This is a genomic window from Deminuibacter soli (genome assembly GCF_003412455.1).
In the GTDB taxonomy this organism is placed as follows: Bacteria; Bacteroidota; Bacteroidia; order Chitinophagales; family Chitinophagaceae; genus Deminuibacter; species Deminuibacter soli.
Genome location: NZ_QTJU01000002.1, coordinates 649,881 through 674,424, shown reverse-complemented (window position 1 = coordinate 674,424; position 24,544 = coordinate 649,881). Strand labels below are relative to the sequence as shown.

21 protein-coding genes are annotated in these 24,544 nt (G+C 48.1%); 5 read left to right on the top strand and 16 right to left on the bottom strand.

The annotated features are described in order from the left end of the window. Window positions 1-27: 27 nt before the first annotated feature. From DXN05_RS09320 to DXN05_RS09290, 6 genes are all read right to left on the bottom strand, one after another. Window positions 28-2,088 (bottom strand): TonB-dependent receptor, encoded by a 2,061-nt coding sequence (locus DXN05_RS09320; protein WP_116846942.1) that lies wholly within the window; start codon window positions 2,086-2,088, stop codon window positions 28-30. Between the two features lie 883 nt (window positions 2,089-2,971). Beyond that, window positions 2,972-3,280, bottom strand: coding sequence for a type II toxin-antitoxin system RelE/ParE family toxin (locus DXN05_RS09310; RefSeq protein WP_158559181.1), 309 nt, complete (start codon window positions 3,278-3,280; stop codon window positions 2,972-2,974). 2 nt (window positions 3,281-3,282) lie between these two features. Next, window positions 3,283-3,513, bottom strand: coding sequence for a hypothetical protein (locus tag DXN05_RS09305; RefSeq protein WP_116846939.1), 231 nt, complete (start codon window positions 3,511-3,513; stop codon window positions 3,283-3,285). Between the two features lie 221 nt (window positions 3,514-3,734). After that, window positions 3,735-4,721 (bottom strand): pyruvate dehydrogenase complex E1 component subunit beta, encoded by a 987-nt coding sequence (locus DXN05_RS09300; protein ID WP_116846938.1) that lies wholly within the window; start codon window positions 4,719-4,721, stop codon window positions 3,735-3,737. 198 nt (window positions 4,722-4,919) lie between these two features. Continuing rightward, window positions 4,920-7,817, bottom strand: a complete 2,898-nt coding sequence (locus DXN05_RS09295) for a TonB-dependent receptor (RefSeq protein ID WP_116846937.1) — start codon at window positions 7,815-7,817, stop codon at window positions 4,920-4,922. 68 nt (window positions 7,818-7,885) lie between these two features. Beyond that, window positions 7,886-8,101, bottom strand: coding sequence for a hypothetical protein (locus DXN05_RS09290; RefSeq protein ID WP_116846936.1), 216 nt, complete (start codon window positions 8,099-8,101; stop codon window positions 7,886-7,888). Between DXN05_RS09290 and DXN05_RS09285 the strand changes: the two genes are divergently transcribed. Beyond that, window positions 8,100-9,026 (top strand): phosphoribosylaminoimidazolesuccinocarboxamide synthase, encoded by a 927-nt coding sequence (locus tag DXN05_RS09285; RefSeq protein ID WP_116846935.1) that lies wholly within the window; start codon window positions 8,100-8,102, stop codon window positions 9,024-9,026. The two genes, DXN05_RS09290 and DXN05_RS09285, sit on opposite strands and share 2 nt — an antisense overlap. 206 nt (window positions 9,027-9,232) lie before the next feature. Here DXN05_RS09285 and trhO read toward each other — a convergent pair whose 3' ends face one another. Then, complete coding sequence (trhO, locus tag DXN05_RS09280) at window positions 9,233-10,282, bottom strand: oxygen-dependent tRNA uridine(34) hydroxylase TrhO (protein ID WP_116846934.1); 1,050 nt, start codon at window positions 10,280-10,282, stop codon at window positions 9,233-9,235. Between the two features lie 214 nt (window positions 10,283-10,496). On the opposite strand from trhO, the gene DXN05_RS09275 reads away from it, so the two are divergent. Next, window positions 10,497-10,946 (top strand): DUF6508 domain-containing protein, encoded by a 450-nt coding sequence (locus tag DXN05_RS09275; protein WP_317125866.1) that lies wholly within the window; start codon window positions 10,497-10,499, stop codon window positions 10,944-10,946. 6 nt (window positions 10,947-10,952) lie between these two features. Here the strand turns inward: DXN05_RS09275 and DXN05_RS09270 are convergent, their stop codons facing one another. The 3 genes from DXN05_RS09270 to DXN05_RS09260 form a co-directional block, all read right to left on the bottom strand. Beyond that, window positions 10,953-11,348: a hypothetical protein gene (locus DXN05_RS09270; RefSeq protein ID WP_116846932.1), complete on the bottom strand. Its 396-nt coding sequence runs from the start codon at window positions 11,346-11,348 to the stop codon at window positions 10,953-10,955. A gap of 55 nt (window positions 11,349-11,403) precedes the next feature. Further along, on the bottom strand, window positions 11,404-13,815 hold the full coding sequence (locus tag DXN05_RS09265; RefSeq protein ID WP_245975169.1) for a penicillin acylase family protein: 2,412 nt from the start codon (window positions 13,813-13,815) through the stop codon (window positions 11,404-11,406). Between the two features lie 200 nt (window positions 13,816-14,015). After that, window positions 14,016-15,068: an aminotransferase class I/II-fold pyridoxal phosphate-dependent enzyme gene (locus tag DXN05_RS09260; protein ID WP_245975168.1), complete on the bottom strand. Its 1,053-nt coding sequence runs from the start codon at window positions 15,066-15,068 to the stop codon at window positions 14,016-14,018. Window positions 15,069-15,192: 124 nt separating this feature from the next. On the opposite strand from DXN05_RS09260, the gene miaE reads away from it, so the two are divergent. Then, the gene (gene miaE, locus DXN05_RS09255) at window positions 15,193-15,801 is read left to right on the top strand and encodes a tRNA-(ms[2]io[6]A)-hydroxylase (RefSeq protein WP_116846929.1); all 609 of its coding nucleotides are present in this window, start codon (window positions 15,193-15,195) and stop codon (window positions 15,799-15,801) included. Window positions 15,802-15,865: 64 nt separating this feature from the next. Next, the gene (locus tag DXN05_RS09250; RefSeq protein ID WP_158559179.1) at window positions 15,866-16,918 is read left to right on the top strand and encodes a tetratricopeptide repeat protein; all 1,053 of its coding nucleotides are present in this window, start codon (window positions 15,866-15,868) and stop codon (window positions 16,916-16,918) included. On the opposite strand, the gene DXN05_RS09245 is transcribed toward DXN05_RS09250, so the two are convergent. From DXN05_RS09245 to DXN05_RS09220, 6 genes are all read right to left on the bottom strand, one after another. Next, a complete protein-coding gene (locus tag DXN05_RS09245; protein WP_116846927.1) occupies window positions 16,915-17,922 on the bottom strand; it encodes a GSCFA domain-containing protein in 1,008 nt (335 codons plus the stop codon). The two genes, DXN05_RS09250 and DXN05_RS09245, sit on opposite strands and share 4 nt — an antisense overlap. A 5-nt stretch (window positions 17,923-17,927) precedes the next feature. Then, a complete protein-coding gene (locus tag DXN05_RS09240) occupies window positions 17,928-18,776 on the bottom strand; it encodes a hydroxymethylglutaryl-CoA lyase (RefSeq protein WP_116846926.1) in 849 nt (282 codons plus the stop codon). Between the two features lie 21 nt (window positions 18,777-18,797). Next, a complete protein-coding gene (locus DXN05_RS09235; protein WP_394337516.1) occupies window positions 18,798-19,454 on the bottom strand; it encodes an Abi family protein in 657 nt (218 codons plus the stop codon). 216 nt (window positions 19,455-19,670) lie between these two features. Beyond that, window positions 19,671-20,417 (bottom strand): 23S rRNA (guanosine(2251)-2'-O)-methyltransferase RlmB, encoded by a 747-nt coding sequence (gene rlmB / locus DXN05_RS09230; RefSeq protein ID WP_116846924.1) that lies wholly within the window; start codon window positions 20,415-20,417, stop codon window positions 19,671-19,673. A gap of 277 nt (window positions 20,418-20,694) precedes the next feature. Beyond that, on the bottom strand, window positions 20,695-21,513 hold the full coding sequence (gene murQ / locus DXN05_RS09225) for an N-acetylmuramic acid 6-phosphate etherase (protein WP_116846923.1): 819 nt from the start codon (window positions 21,511-21,513) through the stop codon (window positions 20,695-20,697). Between the two features lie 114 nt (window positions 21,514-21,627). Further along, the gene (locus DXN05_RS09220; RefSeq protein WP_116846922.1) at window positions 21,628-22,464 is read right to left on the bottom strand and encodes a BadF/BadG/BcrA/BcrD ATPase family protein; all 837 of its coding nucleotides are present in this window, start codon (window positions 22,462-22,464) and stop codon (window positions 21,628-21,630) included. Between the two features lie 540 nt (window positions 22,465-23,004). Here DXN05_RS09220 and DXN05_RS09215 point away from each other — a divergent pair. Continuing rightward, window positions 23,005-24,534 carry a S41 family peptidase gene (locus tag DXN05_RS09215; RefSeq protein WP_245975167.1) on the top strand — a complete coding sequence of 510 codons (1,530 nt, stop codon included), beginning with the start codon at window positions 23,005-23,007 and terminating at the stop codon, window positions 24,532-24,534. Window positions 24,535-24,544 lie beyond the last annotated feature (10 nt).

Genomic DNA, 24,544 nt, shown 5'->3' with positions numbered 1-24,544 from the left:
CCGCCGGTATTGTGCCGGTAGCTACCACTAAAACCCAACTACAATTCCTGCATACACATTACGTTTGGGTGCCGGGTTGTAATACCTTTTGCCTGCGGCATTCAGGTCGTTTCCCAGGCTGTAGGTCTCGTTCAGCAGGTTATCGGCGCCGGCATAAATATCCACGTTGGTTTTATGCATTACCGTATGCCAGCCCAGTTTCGCCTGCAACAGGTGATAGGGTTTGGCCCATGCATCATTGGCATCTGTTAATGGAATGCTGCCCGTATAGTTGAATGAGCCATGCAGGTAAAACCCGGGCTTGGTAGCAATATCAATACCGCTTACATTGATGTTGCGCGGTACGCCGGTAACGCGGTTGCCACTAAAATCTGCACCGCCTGATTTGTAATCAGAGAAACTGTATGGCTGAAAGCTATAGCTGTTAAACAGTGCAAGCTCTGTAATAAAATGCTTGCTGCCGCGGATAATCACACCGCGTAAAGCCGCCTCCACTCCGTTTTGTGATGTGCCGCCTGCATTTACAAAATACTCTGCCCCGGCATCGTTTTTACGTGTAACAATGGCATGCGTTAAAGCAAAATGATAGTATGCGATATCGTACTGCAAACGGTTGCCGAATAAAAATCCTTTCACGCCCAGTTCTTCATTCCAGCCATATTCGGGCTGCAGGTTGCCGTAGTAGTTGCCGTCTGACGGACGAATTTCTGCCACTGTTGGCGGAGAGAAACCTTTTGCTGTAATGCCATATACTGCAACGCCGTTGCTTACCTCGTACAATACGCTGAAACGCGGTGCCCATAAGGGGCCTGCGGTTTTCTTTTGCTCCTGCTGCTGCGCCGGGTCGGTTGGGCGGCGAAAATTATACCGCTGATCGTTGCGGCTTACGCCTGCCTGTACATGCCATTTGCTGCCGATCACTGCCTGCACTTGTGCAAACTGGTACGATTGAATGGCATTAAGCACATCTTTGAATTGCACGGTATCTTTTACACCGGCACGGTTGCCGTAATCATCCACATGCGAATGGTTGAGCTGCCACTCAGCCCCTGCCAGCGCCTGCCATTGCACGCCACGCGTTTGCCACCCGTACTGAAATGAAGTGCGGCCACCATAATTCCATTCATCCCGCTGCTCATAGTTGGCGATGGCTGCGTTGTTAAAACCCGTATGGTTAACGGTAATGGTAGAGATATTGCTCCAGTGCTGTGATAAGGCTGAATGCAGTGTTATGCCGCCAAATGCTGTTTTGTTGTATACCGCTGCCTGTTGTGTTTGTGCGCCGGGCAGTCCGTTACCCGGCTGACGTGCCAGTTTCGGGTTCAGATCCATTTGCTGCTGGGTAATGCCACCGGGTGTGCCGTAATACAAGTCGGTATAAAACCCCATGAAGGACAAGCTTTCACCTTTGCTCAGTTGCCAGCGGCCATTCACCTGTCCTGCATCCCTGCGCAAGCCTGTTTGCTGGCGGTATCCGTCAGACTGCATGTGTGTTTGTTTTACCTGCAGCTGCAGTTTATCGCTCTGCTGTGTATAACCTATCTGCTCGTTGAACAAACCATATGAACCGCCGCCCACACCTGCCTGCCAGCTGCTGCCTTTGGGTGCATTGGCACTACCGCTGTGCAGCAATACGGCACCACCGGTATTGGCCCCGTACATACTGCTGGCCGGGCCTTTTACGATTTCTACAGATTGCAGCTGGTTAATATCGATTAGTTGCAGGTAAGTATTGCCGCCGCCATCGGTAAGGGGAATATCGTCCCAGTAAATTTTTACGTTACGTACGCCAAAAGGGGAACGCAGCAGGCTGCCGCGTAATGACAAACGATAGCTGCCGGGTGAACGTTCTTCCATTCTTACGCCGGTAATGGTATTGAAAACAGGCACCAGCGAAACCCGGTCGTTCCGTTGCAGCTGCTGTTCATTGATGATGGCAACAGCAGCGGGGGCTTGTTTCCACTGGGTTTGCAGGGAAAATGCCTTTACAGTTACGGTGTCGAGGTTATTGGCATGCAAAGAATCGGTGTTTTGCGCGGCTGCTGAAAGGCTGATGCATACAAAGCCGGCAAGCAAAGCTTGTCTCATCTAATCTTGGTTTTAAAGCAATGTTTAAAGGTTCGGGAAGTGTTTGGATGATCTAAATTACGCCAAAAGCGGGAGACGTCAATCGTGAGTGATCGTAGCGGGTACCATTTTCGAGAATCGAGACATCGACAGTCGAGATGATCTGAGCGAGTACCATTTTCGAGAATCGACACGTCGACACTATCTTAGCGAGTATCATAACTTTCGCCGGAGGTGATAATACTGAACAAGCTTGCAGCTGATAGCTTGAAGCTTGCAGCTCTTTTTCAGTCGTGAGTGATCGTAGCGGGTACCATTTTCGAGAATCGAGACATCGACAGTCGAGATGATCTGAGCGAGTACCATTTTCGAGAATCGACACGTCGACACTATCTTAGCGAGTATCATAACTTTCGCCGGAGGTGATAATACTGAACAAGCTTGCAGCTGATAACTTGAAGCTTGCAGCTCTTTTTCAGTCATGAGTGATCGTAGCGGGTAGCATTTTCGAGAATCGAGACATCGACAGTCGAGATGATCTGAGCGAGTACTATTTTCGAGAATCGACACGTCGATACTATCTTAGCGAGTATCATAACTTTCGCCGGAGGTGATATATACTGAACAAGCTTGAAGCTGATAGCTTGCAGCTTGCAGCTGTTTTTCAGTCGCGAGTGATCGTAGCGGGTACCATTTTCGAGAATCGAGACATCGACAGTCGAGATGATCTGAGCGAGTACCATTTTCGAGAATCGACACGTCGACACTATCTTAGCGAGTATCATAACTTTCGCCGGAGGTGATAAATACTGAACAAGCTTGCAGCTAATAACTTGAAGCTTGCAGCTCTTTTTCAGTCGTGACTACCTTAGTGGGTATGATGCTTGTCGCCGGGAGGTGATTTTTAATACCGTAATTTATCCGGATTTTGTTTGAACGCCCAGAATAGCAATACCACGATTTGATGTTTTCTGGGTTTATAATGGTAAATGAGCTGTGTCTGTTTGTTGAGAATGCCAATGCGTACATGCTTTCTTTTCTGTGAAGGACGGCACATTTCAGGATGGGATTGCAGCACAGAAAGGAATTGCGTTGTTGCTTCAATAAGCTGTTTTACTTCTTTTGGTGTCCAGTTTGCTTCGAGGTATTCAATGATCTTATCAAAACTTTTAATGGCAGCGTTTGTCCAGAGAATTTCGATAGGTGTACTCACTGTTATTTGCCGTATTTTTTCAATACTTCAGCATGCGGGGTTAATTTGCCGGCTTTCATTTCCTGCAATGACTGGTCTATGGCGTGCTGTTGTTCAGTACTGATTTCATCCCACCAGTCCTGTTGTTCAGCAGCAAATGTTTTAACCACATTAAGTACAGCCTGTTTTTGTTTATCATTCAAACGGGGCAGGTATTGAGCAATCTCCTGGTCTATTAATTTTACAGCTCCCATTTTCTCTGTTTTCAACAAATTTAACCCTTAAGTTTCATTATCCCAAAGTGCGCTCAAACCGCAACCGGAGAAGTGTCAGGAACACTATTCCGCTCCTGGCACCTCCAATAAAGGCGCCGCTTTCAGCTGGCTATTTCGTAAAACGCAACATCCCGGTGATGCTGTGAAAGCATACCGGGATGTTGTATTGACTATTTCCGGGCAGGGCCTGGAAACGGTTGTTATTTTTTCTGGTACATTACTTCTTTTACCATTTTCACTGTGCGTTCAACATCTGGCAGGTAAAGGTTTACCAGGTTGGGCGCATAGTGCATCGGCGCATCTGCACAGGTGAGGCGGCGGATAGGTGCGTCCAGGTAATCGAAACCTTCTTTCTGGATGCGGTAGCTGATTTCAGAGCTGATAGAGGCAAATGGCCACTGCTCTTCCACAATTACCAGGCGGTTGGTTTTCTTCACGCTGTTGAGAATGGTTTCCCAATCCAGCGGACGAATGGTGCGCAGGTCGATTACCTCGGCGCTGATGCCTTCTTTTTCCAGTTCGGCAGCAGCACCCAGGGCAACTTTCATCATTTTGTTGAATGAAACGATGGTTACCTGTGCACCTTCTTTTACCACTTTGGCTTTGCCAAGCGGGATATAATATTCTTCTTCCGGTACTTCGCTCTTGTCACCATACATTACTTCACTCTCCATGAACATAACGGGATCTTCTTCGTAGCGGATAGCCTGTTTCAGCAAACCTTTGGCATCATAGCCATTGGAAGGAGAAACGACTTTTAAACCGGGGATATTTGCCAAATAGCTTTCAAATGCTGTAGAGTGCTGTGCACCCAGCTGACCGGCACTGCCGTTTGGTCCGCGGAAAACGATCGGACAGCTGATCTGTCCACCGCTCATCGCCAGCATTTTAGAGGCGGTATTCAAAATCTGGTCAAGCGCCAGCACACCAAAGTTCCAGGTCATAAATTCCACTACCGGACGTAAACCGTTCTGCGCGGCACCAACGCCGACAGCAGCAAAGCCTAATTCAGAAATGGGGGTATCTATCACACGCTTAGCGCCAAATTCTGCCAGCATGCCCTGGCTAACTTTGTAGGCACCATTGTATTCGGCCACTTCTTCGCCCATCAGGAACACGCGGTCATCTCTTCTCATCTCCTCACTCAAGGCTTCACGTAGAGCCTCACGAAAAGCAATTTGTCGCATAATAATTGATCGATTGTTTTAAAAAGCGCTAAAAAAGCTCGGCAAAAATATAGGATTATGCCATACAAAAGCAAAAAAAGGTTGGCAAACGGGATAGCCCGCATACAGTGCATGATGGAACCATCCCGGCCCTGCAAAGGTATGCTTCAATAAAAAAGTCCCGCCTGGGCAGGACTTTTTATACAACCCAACAAACCGTTAAAATACATTATAGCCGAAGCTCACATAATACAAACCGCCGATTTCGGGGTTGCCCCAGGCTGTGCGGTAGTATTTATTGATGAGGTTGGTGCCGCCCAGTTTAACAATGGATTTGATTTTCGGGAATTTGTAACTCACCTGTGCATCAAGCGTGGTAAAATTAGGAACCCGGCCCTGTCCGAATGTGCCGGCATAGTCAAAGCTATCCTGCCACCTGAACAATACATTGAAACCAAAATGGTTGCCGTAACCAAAACCGCTGTTGCCAAAACCCAGGTTGTAACGGTAGCGCGGTGCGTTAAAATAGGTAACCAGTCCCTGTGGTACATCGCTGATGTCATCGGAATATACATTGCCGTTAACAGAGAAATTACCACCCAGCAGGTATTCGGCAGACAGGCCCCAGCCATAGGTTTTCACTTTACCCGGGCTGTTTACTGTAGTAGAAAATACATCACGCGTGCTGCTGCTCAGCAAACCTATGGGCGATGCGCTTTTGGAGCGCAGCAGCACCTGTGAGCTGATAAAGTTTTTGTACTGGCCATAGTAACCATAGACATCTACCAGGAAGTGTTTAAAGAAGGTAGCCCTGTAGCCCACTTCGTAGGAAGTAGAGGATTCCGCTTTAAACTCGCCAAATTTATACGGTACCAGTTTGCTGCCTGCATTGGGATCGCCTGCTGCCAGGGCAGCGCCGTAAGCCTGCACAGAAGGCAAAGTATAACCGGGGTTATTGTTGAGGTTGTAAAAATTCTGCAAAGCAGGCAAGCCGCCAATAAGGTAGGTACCCCCGCCCACCACCAGGTTAATCCACTGGTTTTGGGTAGAAGGAAAACGGTAGGCAGTCTGGTATGATAAACGCACATGCTGGTCTTCTGCCACTTTTACCACTGCCGAAATACGCGGTGTAAAGCGGCCTTTGAAATTGGTGTTTTTATCGTACCTGCCCGATGCGGTCAGCTTCAGGATGTCTTTGAATATTTTCTGCGATACCTGTGCATAGGCTCCTGTTTCATTGATGTTGATGCGGCCTGCGGTATCTGCAAACAAAGTGCCTTCAGAGTTCAGCACGTACCGTTTCCAGCTGGCGCCTACCAGTACATCGGTGCCTTTGTCTTCCAGTTTCAGCAGGCGGGTAAGGTTGTACTGGCCTTCCACCATGTACAGGCTGGATTTATCCAGGAACAAGCCGCCCCCCTGGGAGATAGGTGTAGATGCGATTTGTTTAAACAGCGGGTTATCGTAAACAGGCCCGGCCGGGCGTCCCTGGTCGGCCACGCCGCGTGCGGCATTGTGTGCGTCAGTGGAAGGCAAACCTGCTGCCAGCGCGGTAGTATAAGCACCCATATAGGTAGGATACCAAACACTGCTGGCCTTCCAGGCTTCGTTAAACAAACGGGTAGTGATGGTGGCATTGAACGATTTGCCTGCATCTTCCTGCGTAGTGTAAGCGCGGGCATACCAGTCTTTCCCTTTAAACTCCAGTTTGTACTGGCCCATTTTCAGGTTCTTCAGTGAATAGCGGTCGCTGCCGGTGTATACAGTATTACCGGTGCCCCAGTAACCACTCAATGATGCTTCAACCGCATCGGTTATTTTATAATACAGGCCGCCGGCTATTTTGAGGTTGTAGGTTTTGGGATCAACCACATCCTGTTCGTTGTAACCGGTACGGCTTACATTTTGACCGGCATAATAGTTTTTCGCGTTGCCATATATAACCGGGGCATACGGTGCAAGCGGGGCCAGCTGCGGGTTTCCGGCTACCACTGCATTGAACTGCTGCAGGGTAAGGTTGGGGTTGGCAGCAAGTATGCCATTCAGTGCCCCCAGTCCTGCGGGCGGAATGGCAGCAGCTACGCCCTGGTAAATAACGGGCAATGATTGCGTGGTTTCATCGCCATATATGTTTACACCGTCATAATTGGGATCGCTGGTACGTGTACCGCTTTTTACTTCGCCATTGGGATTGCTGCTGGTGGTGCGATTGTAGTCGCGGTCATCATTGGCCAGCCAGTCTTTTGTTTCTGTGTACTCGCCGGTAATTTTAAAAGCAAATTTGTCGGTGATTTTTTGCGCCCAGCGCATGCTTACATTATAATAAGGTGCGGGTTTGCGTTCGTGGCTGTCAACATGCATCACCCCTTGTTTTACCTGTGCGCTGAAGCCCTGGTATTTAAAAGGATTTTTGCTGGTGATAAGCATGGTACCATTCATACCACCCGGGCCATACAATGCAGAAGAGGCGCCGGACAGCAGCTCCATATTATCAACATCCAGTTCGGTTAAGCCAATAACGCCGCCCACCGAGAAGTTGAGGCCGGGCGCCTGGTTGTCCATACCGTCTACCAGCTGGTTAAAACGCAGGTTACCGCTGCCGCCGAAACCGCGTGTGGTAATGGTTTTAAAGGTTAAGCTGGAAGCCACCACATCTACCCCTTTCAGGCTGCCCACAGCATCGTAATAACTTACGGCAGGTGCATTGCGGATATTGGCTGCACCAAGCCGTTCAATGGTTACAGGTGATTCCTGGATGTTTTCTGCCCTGCGCGATGCGGCCACTACCACCTCCTGGCCCAGCACAAAATTGGGCTCCAGCGCCAGGGTTACCGGCGTTGCAGCACTGCTTACTTCAATTTCTTTTGTGGAATAACCAACCGAACTAATCACCAGCGTAAGTGGCAAAGCATGGTTTACGGTGATTTTGAAGTGCCCCCTGTCATCGGTATAGGTACCGGCATTGGTGCCTTTTACGGTTACGGAGACAGCCGTTAATGATTCGTTGCTTTTTTGATTGGTGATGGTGCCTGTTAAGGTTACAGGGTTCTGCGCATAGGCTGCTACGTGAAGTAATGCACAACATAACATGCAAATGACTACTACAGTTTTTTTCATACAGCGATTAGTTTGGTATTAAATCGTTAGACAAGCGTTGTCGAAATTTACAAAAAATAGTTGTTTAATTAACTATTTTTTTGCGGCGCATTTTTTCCTGATCCGGGGAGAACTTTCAGGACAGCAGGCAGCAAAACATCATAAAAAATATCCATTTGGTTGTTATGGTGTTGTGCATCACAATCAAAGCGGGTACCCGATACTTTTAGCGGCAGAAATGTAATAATTACAGAAATAATGTACCCCGTTTGCCGTTTTTGGTGAACTGCGGTATTTTTGCGCATGGCAAAATTTGAGTTCCCGCAACAAACTGCGTTTTACAAAGGAAAAGTAAGAGACGTATATAGTATTCAGCAGAACTGGCTGGTGATGGTTGCCAGCAACCGCATCTCTGCCTTCGATGTAATTTTACCGGCGCCCATCCCCTACAAGGGACAGGTGTTAAACCAGGTAGCCGCCTATATGCTGAATGCCACAAAGGATATTTGTCCCAACTGGCTGGTGAAAACCCCGGCTCCCAATGTGGCCATCGGCAAACGCTGCGAGCCGTTTAAAATTGAAATGGTGGTACGTGGCAACTTAACCGGTCATGCCTGGCGCACCTACAACAGCGGTAAACGCATACTGTGCGGTGTAACCATGCCCGAAGGCATGAAGGAAAATGACTTTTTCCCTTCTCCCATCATCACCCCCAGCACCAAGGCCGACGCAGGACATGATGAAGATATCTCCAAAGAAGAAATTATCGCCCAGGGCATTGCTACCCCGGAAGACTGGGCAATACTGGAAAAATATGCCTTACAACTGTTTGACAGGGGTAAACAGATTGCCGCCAAACGCGGGCTGATACTGGTAGATACCAAATACGAATTTGGCAAGCTGGGCAATGAAATTTACCTGATGGATGAAGTGCATACACCGGATTCTTCCCGCTATTTTTATGCAGAAGGTTTTGAAGCCCGCCAGTCAACCGGCGAACGCCAGAAACAGCTGAGCAAGGAATTCGTGCGCGAATGGCTTATCGCCAATAATTTCATGGGCAAGGAAGGACAAACTGTTCCTGAAATGACACCTGACTGGATACAAACCATCAGCAAAAGGTATATTGAGCTATACGAACAGATCATCGGTGAACCCTTTACCCCCGAAGACTGGACAGAAGAACAAACATTTGAAGCCACCAGCGCAGCGCTGAAAGAGCTGCTATAAGCTGCGAGTTGCAAGCTGCAAGCGACGAGCTTTTTTAGCGGATAGCTGATAGCAGTTAGCTTTTAGCAGGATCACCCACACAGCTATTACCACTACCAAAAATGCGCAGGTGAGGACACCAGCGCAGGCATCAATAAAAATAACGCCCCCGGCACCGGGGGCTTTTATTTTATTCACTATTGACTATTGACTATTCACCAGTGATCTCACTCACTCCCTTCCCGTTCGTTCAACCTCGGCCGCAGTCTTTCCCTTGATTTATTAAAGATATTCCTGCCATTGTCAACTCCTTTGCGGATTTCTTTCTGGCGCTCTACAGGCAAATCAATGGTGTCTTTACAAGCCTGGCTGCAGCAGCCGTCGTACTGGGATGCGCAGTTTTCGCACTGGATAAACAGCAGGTGGCAGCCATTGTTTTTGCAGTTGGTATGTGTATCGCAGGGTGCACCGCACTGGTGGCATTTGGCAATTACATCTTCTGTAATACGTTCACCAAGGCGGTCGTCGAATACAAAGTTTTTGCCGATAAAGGCGCTGGGCATTTCCGCTTCTTTAATTTGCCTGGCGTAGTTAATAATGCCCCCTTCGAGGTGATACACGTTATTAAAGCCATTGTGCAGCATATATGCACTGGCTTTTTCACAGCGGATGCCGCCTGTGCAGTACATGATAATGTTTTTATCTTTCGCGTTCTGCAACATATCTACTGCCATGGGCAGTTGTTCGCGGAAAGTATCGGAAGGTATTTCGATGGCTGCATTAAAATGCCCTACTTCATACTCGTAGTGATTGCGCATGTCTACCACAATGGTATCCGGATTTTTGAGCATCTCGTTCATTTGTGCGGCATTCACATACTTGCCTTTGTTGGCCATATCAAACGAGGGGTCGGTAATACCGTCGGCAACAATTTTGTCGCGCACTTTTATCTTCAATACCCAGAACGATTTACCATCGTCATCTACTGCAATATTCAGGCGTATGCCATTGAGCGGTTCAATAGCATACAGCACCTGCTTTAAGGCTTCAAAGTTCGGTGCAGGCACACTGATCTGTGCATTGATGCCTTCGTGTGCTACATAAATGCGGCCAAATACTTTGAGGTTGTTTAAATCTTTGTACAGCTGATCGCGGAAACCCTGCGGGTTCTGGACAGGGAAATACTGGTAAAAGCTAATGGTGGTGCGCGGCTCTGTTTCCTGGTATAAACGTTCCTTCAACTCAGCCTGTGATACGCGGTTGTGTAATACTGCCATGTTTGCTCATTATTTCAGACATCCCTTTGTGATTATTTTAACACAAAAAGATATTCCATTCAATAATATGGACCCACTTGCAGGGTGGGCAAAATTTCAGCGGCAAAAATAAGCAATTTGCTTTTAATCGTTTTTTAAGAAACAACTTAAAATAGGCATAAAATACGTGCCGGGCAGAATATAAACATCGGGCAACCAGTATTTTCGCCCTGTATTGTGTGACCGATTACAAGCTCTGCATCCTTTGAATAATTATTATACAACATACCAGATAGAGGGCTTAGGCAAGCTGATTTCTTTTAAACCGAACTTTGAACCACAACAGCATAAAGTGGCGTCACAGGCGGCGGAAAAAGCACAGCAGGCTAAAGCTATGACCACATCACAAGCTACTGTGATGGAATTTACACGTATATTCTGTGATCACTTACTGGCTGATACGGACTATGCAATTATCCAGCGTGAGGAGCCACGGTATCCGTCACAACTGCATTACATTGCCAACATGCAGCTGGATGCGGTGATGAAAACACTCACCTACATTATCTGGACCGACCGTATTGTGGAAGGTTATTTTATTTCACGCATTAAAGACATGACGGTTACTTCCCTGCTCAACAGGCTTGAAGTACTGCTTATGCACAGCTACAACCAAAAAGTATAGCGATAATTATTCTGCTGTTGTTTCCGCCGCTTCCTGTTCTTCTACAACAGTTGCGCGTACACGTTTTGGCTGCACAACAAAACTGCCGGCCAAAGCAGCGCCGCCGGATATAAGCGCACCAAGGAATGCGGTAACCAGTATCAGCACAATGCCTGAACCTACACCAAACATCGCTGCCATTTTAGAAGAAAGCAAACCGCTGTTGGCGCTGTCGAGCCACGCAGATTGAACACCCCACAACAAAAACAAACCCGCGAAACCGGCGAGAAAAGCGCGCCAGGGCTTTTGTGGTATTACCAGCGCCACTAACAGTGAGCTGATGGCAAAGCTCCACCAGGGTGCATACAGGGGTAAGGCAAAACCAAGCAGGGCCGTTAATAACAAGGCTGTCGTAAATTTCATATCATTGAATTGGGCTGATCGTTGTTAAATAGGTTCCCGGGTACAAATGTATTCATCAGGCTTTTTCAAATACCATTACACCTTTTAATGCTTCCTGTTTTTCAATGGCTTCCTTTTTCACATTCTGCAGTTTATAATACTTGCCATCAAGCCATTCATTGATAAAGTTATCGTAATAAGCGCTGCCCGGGTTACCGCTTTGTCCGCCCGGGTACACACCCCATGCATTGGTTTCATCTGTAAGCTCTACCACCATACGCCAGCTGGGGCCATGTGTTTCGGTAAAGGCATTGATTACATTGGTACCACCGCCTGAAAAAAGACCGGTACGGCTCAATGCAGGAAGGCGCAGCAAATGCGTGATGCGGCTTTTCTTAAACCTGCCCCATACCAGTTCATTCTTTTCTTCGGCTGCCTGTAAAACCGGCGCCACACTTTTAAATGCTTTTACCACCATATCGGTGACAGTTTCTTTTTCTGGTGTGGTAATATCATCTGCAAATACATACGCCGAATCTTTCAGCAATCCTTCCAGCAGCGTGCTGGCTTCAGGTTCGGTAACAGGCAAACTGTGTTTCTGCAAATGCAGCTCATCCCGGTATACAAACAATTTCAGCGAATCCCAGAAGCTGGTAAATATGGTAGGGCCTGTTTCGTCGGCATCGTTGCGTGTGTTCCATTGTTTCAGCTGGTTCCAGTAACGCAGCTCTTTGGCGCTGAGGGCCGATTCGTTCATGTAGTGCAGCAACACAGGTTTGGCCATTGCAGCAAACACATTGTAGTTATCGGTTTGCATATGCTGCATGTCTTCCACGGTGATGTTATTCATGGAAGCCAGTTTGCGGTTGATAATTAACCCGCGGTATGGCTGGTATACGCCACCCAGGTAGTAGGGATAAGTAGTGTCGTAGGGATACTGGTTGGCACTGCTGATAAACCCGCGCCCGGGGTTCAGCATTACTGCATTGGCCTGCTCGGGTATGTTGCCCTGCCAGGCATAACTGCTGTCTTCACCGGGCATCACAAAATCGCCCTGCCTGCGCCATTTAGCGGGGAACTGCCCTTGCTGGCGTATGGCAATTTCGCCGCTTTTGCTGGCAAAGGCCATGTTCTGGCCAGGGCACTGAAAAGTAGCAGTAGCGTCAATATAATCGTTGTAGCCTTTTGCCTTATCGAGCAGTATAAAAGATCGCAGTTCATTGCTGGCATCATGTGCTTTCCAGCGGCAGGCATAGGCTTTGCCTGATTGCAGGATGTCGGGGAAATGTTTATCGTACATCACCGGCCCCATCACCGTCATGGCAATGTGCTCCGTATCGCTGGCAGCATCTTTTATCCTGATGATCTCATCGCGGAAAGTCGTTTTCTGCCAGGCACCATTGTAGCGGTACTCCTGCATGGTGCTGTCTTTAAACGTGGTTTCGTAGTAATCGCGCACATCCCTTTCTGCATTGGTTACGCCAAAGGCACAGCTATCGTTAAACCCGATAATAATAGCCGGTGCGCCCGGGAACGATACGCCGTAAGCATTGTAGCCGGGTGCGCTCAGCTGCATTTCGTACCACAGCGAGGGCAGATTCAAACTCAGGTGCGGATCGTTACACAAGATTGGTCTGCCGCTTTTTGTTTTGCTGCCATGCACCGCCCAGTTATTGCTGCCATTGTTTTTATTGGGCTTCATGATGCTATCAATGGCGCGGGTTGGCTCCGCAAAATGCAGGTAAGCACTGTCTGCCCCTGCAGGCCGCTGCACATTGTTCGCCGGCAATGCAATGGGCACTTCGCCTGAAATCACCGGATCCAGTGAATCCTGGCCGTAGGGATATATCTTCTCAAACACTTCTTTTGAAAGCAGTGAGCGGGCATTCGTATTCTCAAAGTCCTGTTCAAAACCGGCCAGCTCGTACGACATATATTTCAGGAAGAGCGCGGTTTTCAGGTTGCTCCAGGGCTCTGGCTTATAGTTGAGTATTTTGTATTCAAGCGGGTAATCGGCCTCTTTTAATGCACTTACATAAGCATTTACACCGGCAGTGTAGGCATCACACGCATTTTTGGTAAGCGTATCTGCCTCCATGGCTTTTAACGAGTTTTCCGCGGCATATACCATACCCAGGCGGCGGAACATTTTATCATGGTTGAGTATGGCATCATTTTTACCTGCACCCAGCACCTCGCTTAACCTGCCTGCGGCTGCATGTGTCTGGAATTCCATTTGCCACAGCCTGAATTTGGCGTGCAGGTAACCCTGTACAAAATACACATCGTTTTCCTGCTGTGCATATACGTGCGGCACCAGGCGGTCATCCAGGTATACTTCAGCCTTGCCGTGCAGCTGGCCGGATTGAAGATGCAGATCAAAATTGGAACTGACGTTTTCGGCATTTTGCCAGAAGCCTGTTGCAGGTGATAGAAAATAGCCCAGGCGTGGTGTTTTTGAGCCCTTCAGCGGAAGCTGCATGTCCATAACAACCACCAGGGTTGTGGTCACGGCTGCTGAAAGCAGAAAAGGTATAAGGCGCATACTTGCAATTGTTCCCCTAATATAGTTAATAAAATAAGAAGCTGTTAGCCTGATTGTAAAACAGCGGATACCCGCAATTTTTTGGCGGTTTATACTCCGATCTGAAACATTGAACATTGAACTATTCAACGTTAAACCCTCACTCATCCCAGCACTTCCAGCAACACCGCCAGCTCGGCTGCCGTGTTAAACGCATGCAGCACTATCCGCAAACGCTCTTTTCCCAGTGGTACTGTCGGGTACAGTATCGGCCGCACATCGAGCCCCTTTTGCTGCAATTCGGCAGCCACCTGTTTTACCGCATCGTTGCCGGGCACCAGTACCACCTGTATGGGCGTGTGCGATACCAGTTTTTCGTAACGCATGGCAGCCTGCTGAAACGTATGAATCAGCATACGCAGGTGCGTACGCTCGCGGTGCATGCCGGGGAAAACGGCATAACTTGCCTGTATTACAGCCACATCATGTTCGGGCAATGAGGTGGTATAAATAAAACTGCGGGCAAAATTCACCAGGTAATCGCGCAATGCCACAGAACCAAGCACTGCTGCACCATGGCAACCACAAGCCTTGCCAAATGTGTGTACCCGGCAAAACACCTGCTGTTGCAACCCGAGGTGCTGCACCAGTCCCTCGCCCCGCTCACCCACCACGCCGGTGGCATGCGCTTCGTCGATAATGAGATGGGCATTATAGGCGGTACACAAAGCCACCAGCTGTTGCAGCGGGCACATATCGCCATCCATGCTGAACACCGATTCTGTTACCACGAAAATAGTACCGTCCGCTTTTTGCAGTCGCTCCTCCAGCTGCACCATGTCATTGTGGGCAAAAGAGAACGATTTAGCCAGGCTCAGCCGTATGCCATCGCGTATGGATGCATGGCTCAACGCATCATATAAAATAGTATCGCCGCGTTGCGGGATCGATGATAATACACCAACATTGGCATCATACCCCGAATTAAACAACAGGGCCGCAGGCGCTGCATGAAAAACGGCCAGTTGCTGCTCCGCCGCTTCGGCCAGGGCATAGTTGCCTGCCAGCAACCGCGAGCCGGTGCTGCCTGTTTTCAGCTGCTGCCCCTGCAACAACGGGTGCAGTACATTGTTATGAACAATACCCAGGTAATCGTTGCTGCAGAAATCAGCCGCACCCTGCGCCAGCCGCAGCTGCCTGAAGGCATGCTGCTGCATTCTTTCAGACAGTTTATGCTGTAAAAAACCATCATTATACATAATTTCAAAACTAAACTATCTTAACGCATCTTTGCAGGGAATAGCTGTTTTTTTGATGCAGCTGCCCTGAATTGCATTGTTTATGGAACGCACAGAACACACAAAAAATATACTGGGTCTGCAACTGCCTACAGACCCGCGTTGGGTGAACCTCGCCGGCATCAGCCTGCAGGCTATTTTAACCGATCATGCCTGGTGCGAGCAAAAAGCGGCCACCAGCTGTATTACACTGGTACAGCGTTACCCCGATAAAATTGAACTGGTTAACGAACTGTCGCCCATTGTAACAGAAGAATGGGGACATTTCAGGCTGGTATTGCAGGAGCTGCGCAAACGCAACCTTGAACTGGGCAAACAGCGCAAGGATGCTTATGTAAACAGCCTGCTTTTATTTCAGCAGAAAGGCGGTACCGAAGAAAGCCGCCTGCTCGATAAACTGCTGCTTTGCGCCTTAATTGAAGCCCGCAGCTGCGAACGCTTTAAACGATTGAGTGAAGGACTGGAAGATGCCTACCTGCGCAATTTTTACCGCCGTTTTATGGAAAGCGAGGCCGGGCATTATGTGTTGTTTTTAGAACTGGCCGAAACCTATTCTCCCAAAGAACAGGTGCGGCAGCGATGGCAGCAATGGCTGCAGCATGAAGCCGTTATTATGCAGGAAATGGAACTGCGTGGCGACAGGATTCACTGATACCCGCCGCGTTCCTCAATTTTATAACAGTTGTTGCAACCGCAACAGACAAAAACACCTTCCTTTGAAACACTGCTCATTCACGATTGCCCTGGTTATATGCCTGTTTTGCTGCAGCAGGGATTTGCATGCGCAAAGCGGCAAGACTTTGTTTTACATTGATTCCACTGCCATACATCCTGAAGACCTCGACCCTACCGAGACCACCATACAAGTGGCAGACATGGCCGTGTTCAGGCGCATTACCGCGAAAGACAGCCTGCAGCAGCTCGGGTTTCCCGATGTAGACACCGTGATGTTTATCATCACCAAAGCATGGCTCAGCAGGCCCGATTCACTGCGGCACATACCCACATTAAAACAGCTGGTTTTAAAGAACGACCACCTGTATCTTGATACACTGAAACAACCTTACAGCGGCCCGTTTATCGAGTACTATCTTAATGGAGCGAAAAAGACCTTTGGCGATGTGGTGAACGGCCAGATTGAAGGCTATGCCAATGTATTTTATCCCGATGGCAGCCTCATGGAATCGCATTATTACAGCCACAACAAGGAAGATGGCATGCGCGAAGAATACTTCCCCAATGGTGTTATCAAACGCAGGGGCAGGTTTAAAGATGGTGAAATGGAAGAATACTGGCAGGAATGGTATTCCACCGGCAAACTGAAGCGGGAAGTGTATTTCCTGCATTCAACACCCCATTTCCCGGATGAAGAAAACGTGTTCTACGATATGCTGCAGGAAGCCACTGCACAAATCATGAACGGCGACTACCGCTCTGCCATGCGCAACCTGGATGAGCTGCGTAAAATGAATCCTGATTATGCAGAAGTGCAATACAATACCGGCGATGCGCAGGCGCACCTGAAAAAGTACGACAAGGCCATTGCCGCATTCAGCAAAGCACTTGAGCTGGAGCCGATGTATAAAGAAGCTTACCAGAAAAGAATTGAATGCAATATTGCCCTGCTGCAGGAAGCGGCTGCTAAAAACAAAAGCTTATCCGATGCAGCCGAACACAACAAACAAATATGCGGCGATGTACAGGCGCTGATGAATATGGGCGATAAAAGCCGGAAATTAAACAACCTGCGAACCCAATACTGCCATTAAATACCTGCTTCAAAAAACTGCAGCTCTTCGCTGAAATCAAGATAGGGATATTGTTTCACCAGCTCCCGCGCCTTAGCGGCTGCATTGGCCAGAAACTGTTTGTGTTGAGTGGATGCCGGATTAAATGCCTTGTGCTTGCGCGCCAGCACTATTTTACGCACCTGCTCCATCAGCGTGCGGGAAGGTTCATCCATACAGTATTCAGTAAAATGTTCCAGCACAAACTGCGTGGCCGGGTAGTTGGGATGCACCAGGTCAATATCATAAAAACGGTAATCACGCAGCACATCTATCACCAGCTCATATGCGGGGAAATAATACAACCTGTCAAACTTGTTTACCAGGTGGTGCACGGTTTCCAGCAAACGTGCCTTGCTGCGGTTGTTTTCTACCACGCCGTCACGTATATGCCTTACCGGGCTGATGGTAAAAATGATGCGCAGTTTTTTATTGAAATGAAACAGCCGGTGTACGGTTGTATCCAGCGCGGTAATCATTTCCTCGATGGTGCACAAATGCTTGTGAAAAGCCTGTGCAGGCGCTTTGTGGCAATTGGCCACCTGCATGCCTGTGCCCTTATTGATTGCCGCATCTGCAGCATCGGTAAGCTTGTATACAAAGGAAGAACCCAGGGTGATGATCAGCCAGTCTGCCGACTGCAGAAAATCATGCGCCTGCTGTTGCGATTGGTTAATACCTGCCAGCGTATCTTCCTGGCTCAGGGCTGAAAAACGGCTGTGGTGTTGCCAGCTATGCCAGGTTTCATTGAGGTAAAACAGGTCGGCCGCCATGTACTGTTTGTTTTCTATGTAAGATACCAGGCTGTTGCACACACTGATGGGATCAAACAAAATACCATTGGGATTCTGCAGTACCTGCAGCTTCATATCCATCAGGTAATTACCGATATGCTCAGTAAAACAGGAGCCAGTAAGCAACAATTTATCGCTGTAGGAAATATACGGATCAAGTGGTTTTATATGTATCGGAACCTGGAACTGCATAGTGTTTAAACAAATATTTGTGCGGCCATGGCCGTGCTGGCTGCCAGTGCCTGCCGGTTAACAGGCGGTAGTGCCTGTATACTGTCGAAATAAGTAATCATATCCAGCGTATCCATATTACCCACCAGTTCATCCTGTGCCATAGGGCAGCCGCCAATGCCGTTAATGGCTCCGTCGAACCGCCTGCAACCCGCTTCCCATGCGGCTTTCAACTTAGGCAGCCGGTTATTGGGTGCAGCATGTAAATGTACGCCAAACTGCACCTGTGTATAAGCCGGCAACAGGTGCTGCAGGGCGGTGGTAACCTGTTGCGGCGTGGCTACACCAACGGTATCTGACAGGGAAATAATGCGGATATCCAGCTGCACCATCTGTTGCGCCCAGTGCAGCAGAATGGTTTCATCATAGGCATCGCCGTAAGGATTGCCAAACCCCATACTCAGGTACAATACCAGCGTTTTACCATGTTTTACGCACAACTCCTGTATGCTTTGCACGGTTGCCACACTTTGTTCTATAGTGCTGTTGGTATTGCGCAACTGGAATGTGGGTGATATGGAAAAAGGAAAACCGATATAACGGATGGCCCCGTGCTGTACTGCTTCTTCTGCCCCACGCACATTGGCTACAATAGCCAGCAGTTTGGTGTTGTATTGCTGCCAGTGCAGCCCTTCCAGCACTGCTTTTGTATCAGCCATCTGCGGGATGGCTTTGGGCGATACAAAACTGCCGAAATCAATGGTATCAAAGCCTACCTGCAGCAACTGGTTAATGTAGGCTGTTTTTTGTGCAGTATCTATAAAATGCGGCCATCCCTGCATGGCATCGCGCGGGCATTCAATCAGCTGAACCATTGTTTCCGTTTTTAGTACTCCCTAAAGGTTATCAATATCATTGCATATAGCATTTATATGATCAAGGCCATATAGTAATGCAGCTTCGTTTATATTCATCCACTGAAAAAGCTGTAATATTAAATTATAATGTTGTCTTGCATAGGTTGTATCAATTATAGGATTCGCTGGTTGGAAACAAATTGGTTCATGGTGTGCGATACGGTTTCTAATATTGTTTATTTTTTTCAGCTCACTAAATACATAAGCTGCATTATATTGAACAGCAGATGTACTGATGGGTTTAGCAGGAAATATTTGCAACAACGTTTGCCCTAAAGCCCTGTACTGATTAGGCGCAAATAAATATCGCCAAAAACCAAAATCCATTTTAGCCACCAGTTTGGGATGGGTATAATAAGCATGTAATTCCTGCAAAGCCCCCTTAATAATTCCTATTGTAATCCTAAATCTGGCATTATTAAATTTGCCTCCACTAGTAACCGAATCTCTCAACCAATCGAAACCTAAGTTAATGGTATAATGTCTGTCAACTGCATTTCTCAGCGCGATCTCAAAACAACTGATCACTGTAAACATTTCCTGGGAAAGTCGTAAATTTTGACGATATAATGTCATTGACTTTTTACTTTGGCCGGCGCAGGCATTACGATACCTGTTCATTCTTGGTGAAGACATTACATTTTCAAAATCGCTATACCTCACTTTAAATTAATTTGCCTTTTAACAAATGGGAGCGTATATTTGTGATATCTAATTCCCGGTTGTCCCTGACATAAGTCAAACTTCCGGGTTTCGTTTTTATATACCTCCCTATCTTTTAACCAATTGTATTTTCTGCCAAGCTTCTATCAACTGTTGTTCAAACAGCTTAATAATCGGTTAATTTACCTTCTACTCAGCAGTACGCTGGCGCATGGCTTCATATAAAATAATACCGGTGGCAACCGATACGTTGAACGAATCAAAACCGCCTTTCATAGGAATGGTAAAATGTTCATCAGCCGCCTTGGTCATATACGGCTGCACACCTTTTTCTTCGTTGCCCATTACCACGCAGGCAGGCTCGCTCCAGTTAAGCTGGTGCAGGCGTTTGGTAGCTTTCATTTCGCTGGTAAATACCTTAATGCCATTCAAATGCAGGGTATCCAGCGCTTTCAGCAAGCTGTTTACACGGCAAATGAGTATTTTCTCCAATGCACCGGCACTGCTTTTCATCGCTTCCTCATTCAGCGCGCCCACGCCTTTATCGGGTATTACCAATGCCTGTGCACCGCAACACACTGCACTACGCGCTATGGCGCCGATATTGCGTACATCGGTTACACCATCGAGCATCACAAACAACGGTACTTCACCCTGGCTGTTTACCCAGTCAATTACCTGCTGCAGATCCTGGTAAACCACAGACGATTTAAAGGCCACCACACCCTGGTGCTGCACATTGGTTAAACTGTTGAGTTTTTCCTGCGGCACATACTGCACCGGCACGTTCTGCTCACGGGCCAGTTGCTTGATCTCGATAATGGCATCGCCCGAGGCGTTCTTGAACAACAATACCTTATCGATCGTTTGACCCGACTTAAGCGCTTCTGTTACCGGGTTACGCCCGGCAATGATATTTTTCTTTGACTGAAACATAATGAAGCTGCGAAGGTAGTGAAAGAAAACGGCTGAAAACAGGTGAATAGTCAATAGGCAATTAGTGAATAAAATACAAAAGCCCAAGGAAGCACCAGTGGAATACCGGCTTCGCGTTGATAAAACTAAAAATCCCCGGTACCGGGGATTTTAGTTTATTTAGTTTACTGCAAGGGATTCGCTAAATGCCATTCACGACTGACGATTTACAACTCACGAATAGGATTCGTTGCAATCATCTCGACTGTCGAATCTCGATTCTCGACGTCCCTCCCTCCTACCGCTGCGAATCCACGGCCTTCTTGATGCTGCGGTACTGCAACAGCAGGGATTTCGCTTTCTCATAGTCTAGCTGCGGCAGCTGTTCCTGCACCATTTTCACCCCGCGTTCAATCAGTTTCTCGTTGCTCAGCTGCATATTCACCATTTTATTGTCTTCTATGCGGCCGAGTTGTATCATCACCGTGGTAGAGATCATGTTGAGTACCAGCTTCTGCGCAGTGCCGCTTTTCATGCGGGTGCTGCCGGTGATAAACTCGGGGCCTACCACTACTTCTACCGGGAAATCGGCAACAGCAGCAATGGGACTACCGGGATTACACACCACACAACCGGTAACAATACCATTGGCGCGGCTTTTTTCGAGGGCGCCGATTACGTACGGCGTGGTGCCGCTGGCGGCAATGCCTATCACTACATCCTGGTCGGTAATATCGTATTGTTGTAAATCTGCCCAGCCTTGTTCATAGTTATCTTCGGCAAACTCCACTGCCTGCCTGATGGCCGTTTCGCCACCGGCAATAATGCCTACCACCAGCCCCTGCGGTACACCGTAGGAAGGCGGGCATTCACTGGCATCTACCACACCCAGTCTGCCGCTGGTGCCTGCACCAATGTAAAACAAACGGCCGCCTGCCAGCATTTTATCGCTGATGGCACCTACCAGTTTTTCAATCTGGGGAATAGCCTTTGCCACTGCCACAGGAACGGTTGAATCTTCCTTGTTGATATTCACCAGCACTTCGGAAATGCTCATTTTTTCCAAGTGGTGATAGTTCGAAGTCTGCTCTGTAACTCTGATCAATTGCTGCGACATTGGTTCTGTAAAAATTTAGTTTTGGATATGCGTTTACTGTTTTCTCAGTTCGTTGTTACGTGCACGTTCCGAAGCAATACTCTTTCCATCCGCTTACAGCAAAGGCTCCCTGCCTTATTTGTGGTAGCTCACCAGGCCATCCATCGGTTTCTGCAGTACTTTACCCAGTTCCAGTTCATACGTCTGGCACAGCTCTTTCAGCACATCCCTGAAACCATAGGCTACACTGCCTGTAAAATGAATGGGCAGGCTCCAACTTTCGCGGTATTTGTACAGGTGGTTAAAGAAGAAATCATTCAATCCGTCTTCAATAATGTTTTCCACCATATAATGCCCCCTGTTCTCTGCCAGGAAAATGGTAAAGGCCGCGAGATAACGGTTGGGCAATGGCTTCTTGTACACATTTTCCAGTATCTCGGCCGGCGTGGTTGTAAAACGGGCGTCAAAACGCGCTTTCAGGTCTTCATCAAACGTGTTGTACAGGTAATACTGTATCACTTTTTTGCCAAGATAAGTGCCGCTGCCCTCGTCGCCCAGCACATAACCCAGGCCCGGACTGTTTTTCACGATTTTTTTACCGTTGTAAAAACAGGAATTGGAACCGGTACCCAAAATGCAGGCAATGCCTTTGTCATCGCCGCATAAGGCACGTGCAGCGCCCATCAGGTCGTGCGTGGCTTCTACTTTAGCGCCCGGGAATAGTTTGCGCAGCACCTTTTTGAGGATGGCTACATTTTCTGCACTGCCCAAACCGGTACCATAATAATATACCTCGTCTATTTCAGCTTTCAGTTTGGGTAGTAATTCCTTCTGCAGCAGCGCAACAATCTGGTCGGCACTTAAAAAGTACGGACTGATGCCCTGCGTGGAAATAAGCTTTTTCTTCCCGCCCGAAAGCAGGCACCATTCACATTTGGTTGAGCCACTGTCGGCTATGAGTTTAACTGCCATAAGTTTCACAAATTGAAGCGAATAAACACAATTAAACACATTCGCACAACGCGATGTTTAACCATTATTACACTGCCCGGGTAAACGCTGAACCTGATATTGCGGGAATATGCGGCATAAAATTCCCGAATCGCGATAAAAATAAGTAAAACCATTCAATTACTGCCAACAGTCGCCAGTAAAAACCGCATTTTTCCGCACAATACTTCTATAATTTAATAACCGGCGCCATGCGAGGCTGCTCCTGAAATATGCGACTTTCTTCCGCCAGTACTGCCTGAGCCTCAGAACCCCTGCTCATGAGCTTCCCGATAACTGTCCTTGAAAAACTTCTTTTTCGACTTTCTTCGCGTACACCTCCCAATCTGCCCCCGCAGCTGCCTCCCGGCACTAAACTTGTGCCGCGCCCTTGCAGGCTGAAACTTTTATTGGATATTCGTGTTTCCGTAGCATAAAGTATTCAAAGAAGCGCGACATATGGCAAGAAAAAAATGGCAGGTCTGGTTACCCTTATTATTTGCGATTGTATTAACAATTGGAATGTACATCGGTTTCAGGTTGAAAGAAACAACAGCAGGTGTAGTCTTCTTCCAGAACACACACAGAAGCTCTCTCCAGGAAGTGCTGGACCTGATTTCCGGCAAATACGTTGACAATATTCCCTCAGATAGTTTGAAGAACACCGTGATCGACGATCTGCTCGCACACCTCGATCCGCATTCTGTTTTTATCCCCGCCAAAGAAGTAGACGAAGTAAATGAAGAACTGGCAGGCAATTTCCAGGGCATTGGTGTAGAATTCCAGCTGTTCAGCGATACCGTGAATGTGCTCAATGTAGTTGAAAATGGCCCCTCTTACAAAGCAGGCTTACAGGTAGGTGACAAAATCATCAAAGTAAACGATACCACCGTGCTGGCCGGTAAAAAACTGAAAGCCGATGACATCCGCAAATACCTGCGCGGCCCTGCCGGCAGCATTGTGAAAGTAGGCATTCTACGCGATGGCAGTCCCGTTAACGTAAACATTACCCGCGGCACCATCCCTGTTCCTTCGGTAGATGTAGCTTACATGATGAACGCTACCACCGGCTTTATCCGCATCAATAAATTTGCAGAAACCACCTACGAAGAATTTATGTTCGCCATGGAAGGACTGCAGAAAAAAGGGCTGAAACAACTCGTGCTTGACCTGCGCGGCAACGGCGGCGGCTTATTAAGCGAAGCAGCCGATATTGCGGATGAATTTCTCGACGACAACAAACTGATTGTATACACCCAGGGTGCCAAAGTGCCCCGTTTTGAATACCGCTGCAAACGCGACGGCCTGTTTGAAACAGGCAAACTGGTAGTACTGGTGGATGAAACCTCTGCTTCTGCCAGCGAAATCTTATCCGGTGCCCTGCAGGATTGGGACCGCGCCACCATCATTGGCCGCCGCACTTTTGGCAAGGGCCTGGTGCAGCAGCAATTCCAGTTAACCGATGGTTCGGCACTGCGCCTTACCATTGCCCGTTACTACACCCCCATTGGCCGCAATATCCAGAAGCCTTACAACAAAGGCAAGGAGAAATACGAAGAAGAACTGATTAACCGCTTCCACAATGGCGAGCTGGTAGTAGGTGACACTTCCAAGCCTGTTGGCCCGGCCTTTAAAACACCGGGCGGACATATGGTATACGGCGGCGGCGGCATTACACCCGATGTTTTTGTGCCCTTCGATACCACCGCGCAACCCGATGCATTAAACCAGCTGTACTTCAAAGGCACACTCAGCAGCTTTGTATACAATTACTACATACAGAATAAAAGCTTCTTCAAACAATTCAGCACACCCGAAGCGTTTGCACAGCAGTACAAAGTGGGCGATAAGGAATGGAGTGCCCTGGTTACCTATGCGCAGAAAGACAGCATCCAGCTGGGCGGTTTGCCGGAGAAAGTAAAAACCGGGTTCTACCCCAGGCTGCAGGCTTTTTTCGCCCGCCAGATATGGCGTACAGAAGGTTATTTCGAGGTAATGAACCCGAAAGATGTCATGGTAACAAAAGCGCTGGAAAACATCAGCAAACAGTAAGGCAGGTACG

Bases quoted from the DNA above. Each gene is read 5' to 3' on its own strand.
- DXN05_RS09320 (WP_116846942.1), bottom strand. From the start codon at position 2,088: ATGAGACAAGCTTTGCTTGCCGGCTTTGTATGCATCAGCCTTTCAGCA.
- DXN05_RS09305 (WP_116846939.1), bottom strand. From the start codon at position 3,513: ATGGGAGCTGTAAAATTAATAGACCAGGAGATTGCTCAATACCTGCCC.
- DXN05_RS09300 (WP_116846938.1), bottom strand. From the start codon at position 4,721: ATGCGACAAATTGCTTTTCGTGAGGCTCTACGTGAAGCCTTGAGTGAG.
- DXN05_RS09295 (WP_116846937.1), bottom strand. From the start codon at position 7,817: ATGAAAAAAACTGTAGTAGTCATTTGCATGTTATGTTGTGCATTACTT.
- DXN05_RS09285 (WP_116846935.1), top strand. From the start codon at position 8,100: ATGGCAAAATTTGAGTTCCCGCAACAAACTGCGTTTTACAAAGGAAAA.
- DXN05_RS09290 (WP_116846936.1), bottom strand. From the start codon at position 8,101: ATGCGCAAAAATACCGCAGTTCACCAAAAACGGCAAACGGGGTACATT.
- trhO (WP_116846934.1), bottom strand. From the start codon at position 10,282: ATGGCAGTATTACACAACCGCGTATCACAGGCTGAGTTGAAGGAACGT.
- DXN05_RS09270 (WP_116846932.1), bottom strand. From the start codon at position 11,348: ATGAAATTTACGACAGCCTTGTTATTAACGGCCCTGCTTGGTTTTGCC.
- DXN05_RS09265 (WP_245975169.1), bottom strand. From the start codon at position 13,815: ATGGACATGCAGCTTCCGCTGAAGGGCTCAAAAACACCACGCCTGGGC.
- DXN05_RS09260 (WP_245975168.1), bottom strand. From the start codon at position 15,068: ATGCAGCAGCATGCCTTCAGGCAGCTGCGGCTGGCGCAGGGTGCGGCT.
- miaE (WP_116846929.1), top strand. From the start codon at position 15,193: ATGGAACGCACAGAACACACAAAAAATATACTGGGTCTGCAACTGCCT.
- DXN05_RS09245 (WP_116846927.1), bottom strand. From the start codon at position 17,922: ATGCAGTTCCAGGTTCCGATACATATAAAACCACTTGATCCGTATATT.
- DXN05_RS09240 (WP_116846926.1), bottom strand. From the start codon at position 18,776: ATGGTTCAGCTGATTGAATGCCCGCGCGATGCCATGCAGGGATGGCCG.
- DXN05_RS09235 (WP_394337516.1), bottom strand. From the start codon at position 19,454: ATGTCTTCACCAAGAATGAACAGGTATCGTAATGCCTGCGCCGGCCAA.
- rlmB (WP_116846924.1), bottom strand. From the start codon at position 20,417: ATGTTTCAGTCAAAGAAAAATATCATTGCCGGGCGTAACCCGGTAACA.
- murQ (WP_116846923.1), bottom strand. From the start codon at position 21,513: ATGTCGCAGCAATTGATCAGAGTTACAGAGCAGACTTCGAACTATCAC.
- DXN05_RS09220 (WP_116846922.1), bottom strand. From the start codon at position 22,464: ATGGCAGTTAAACTCATAGCCGACAGTGGCTCAACCAAATGTGAATGG.
- DXN05_RS09215 (WP_245975167.1), top strand. From the start codon at position 23,005: ATGTACATCGGTTTCAGGTTGAAAGAAACAACAGCAGGTGTAGTCTTC.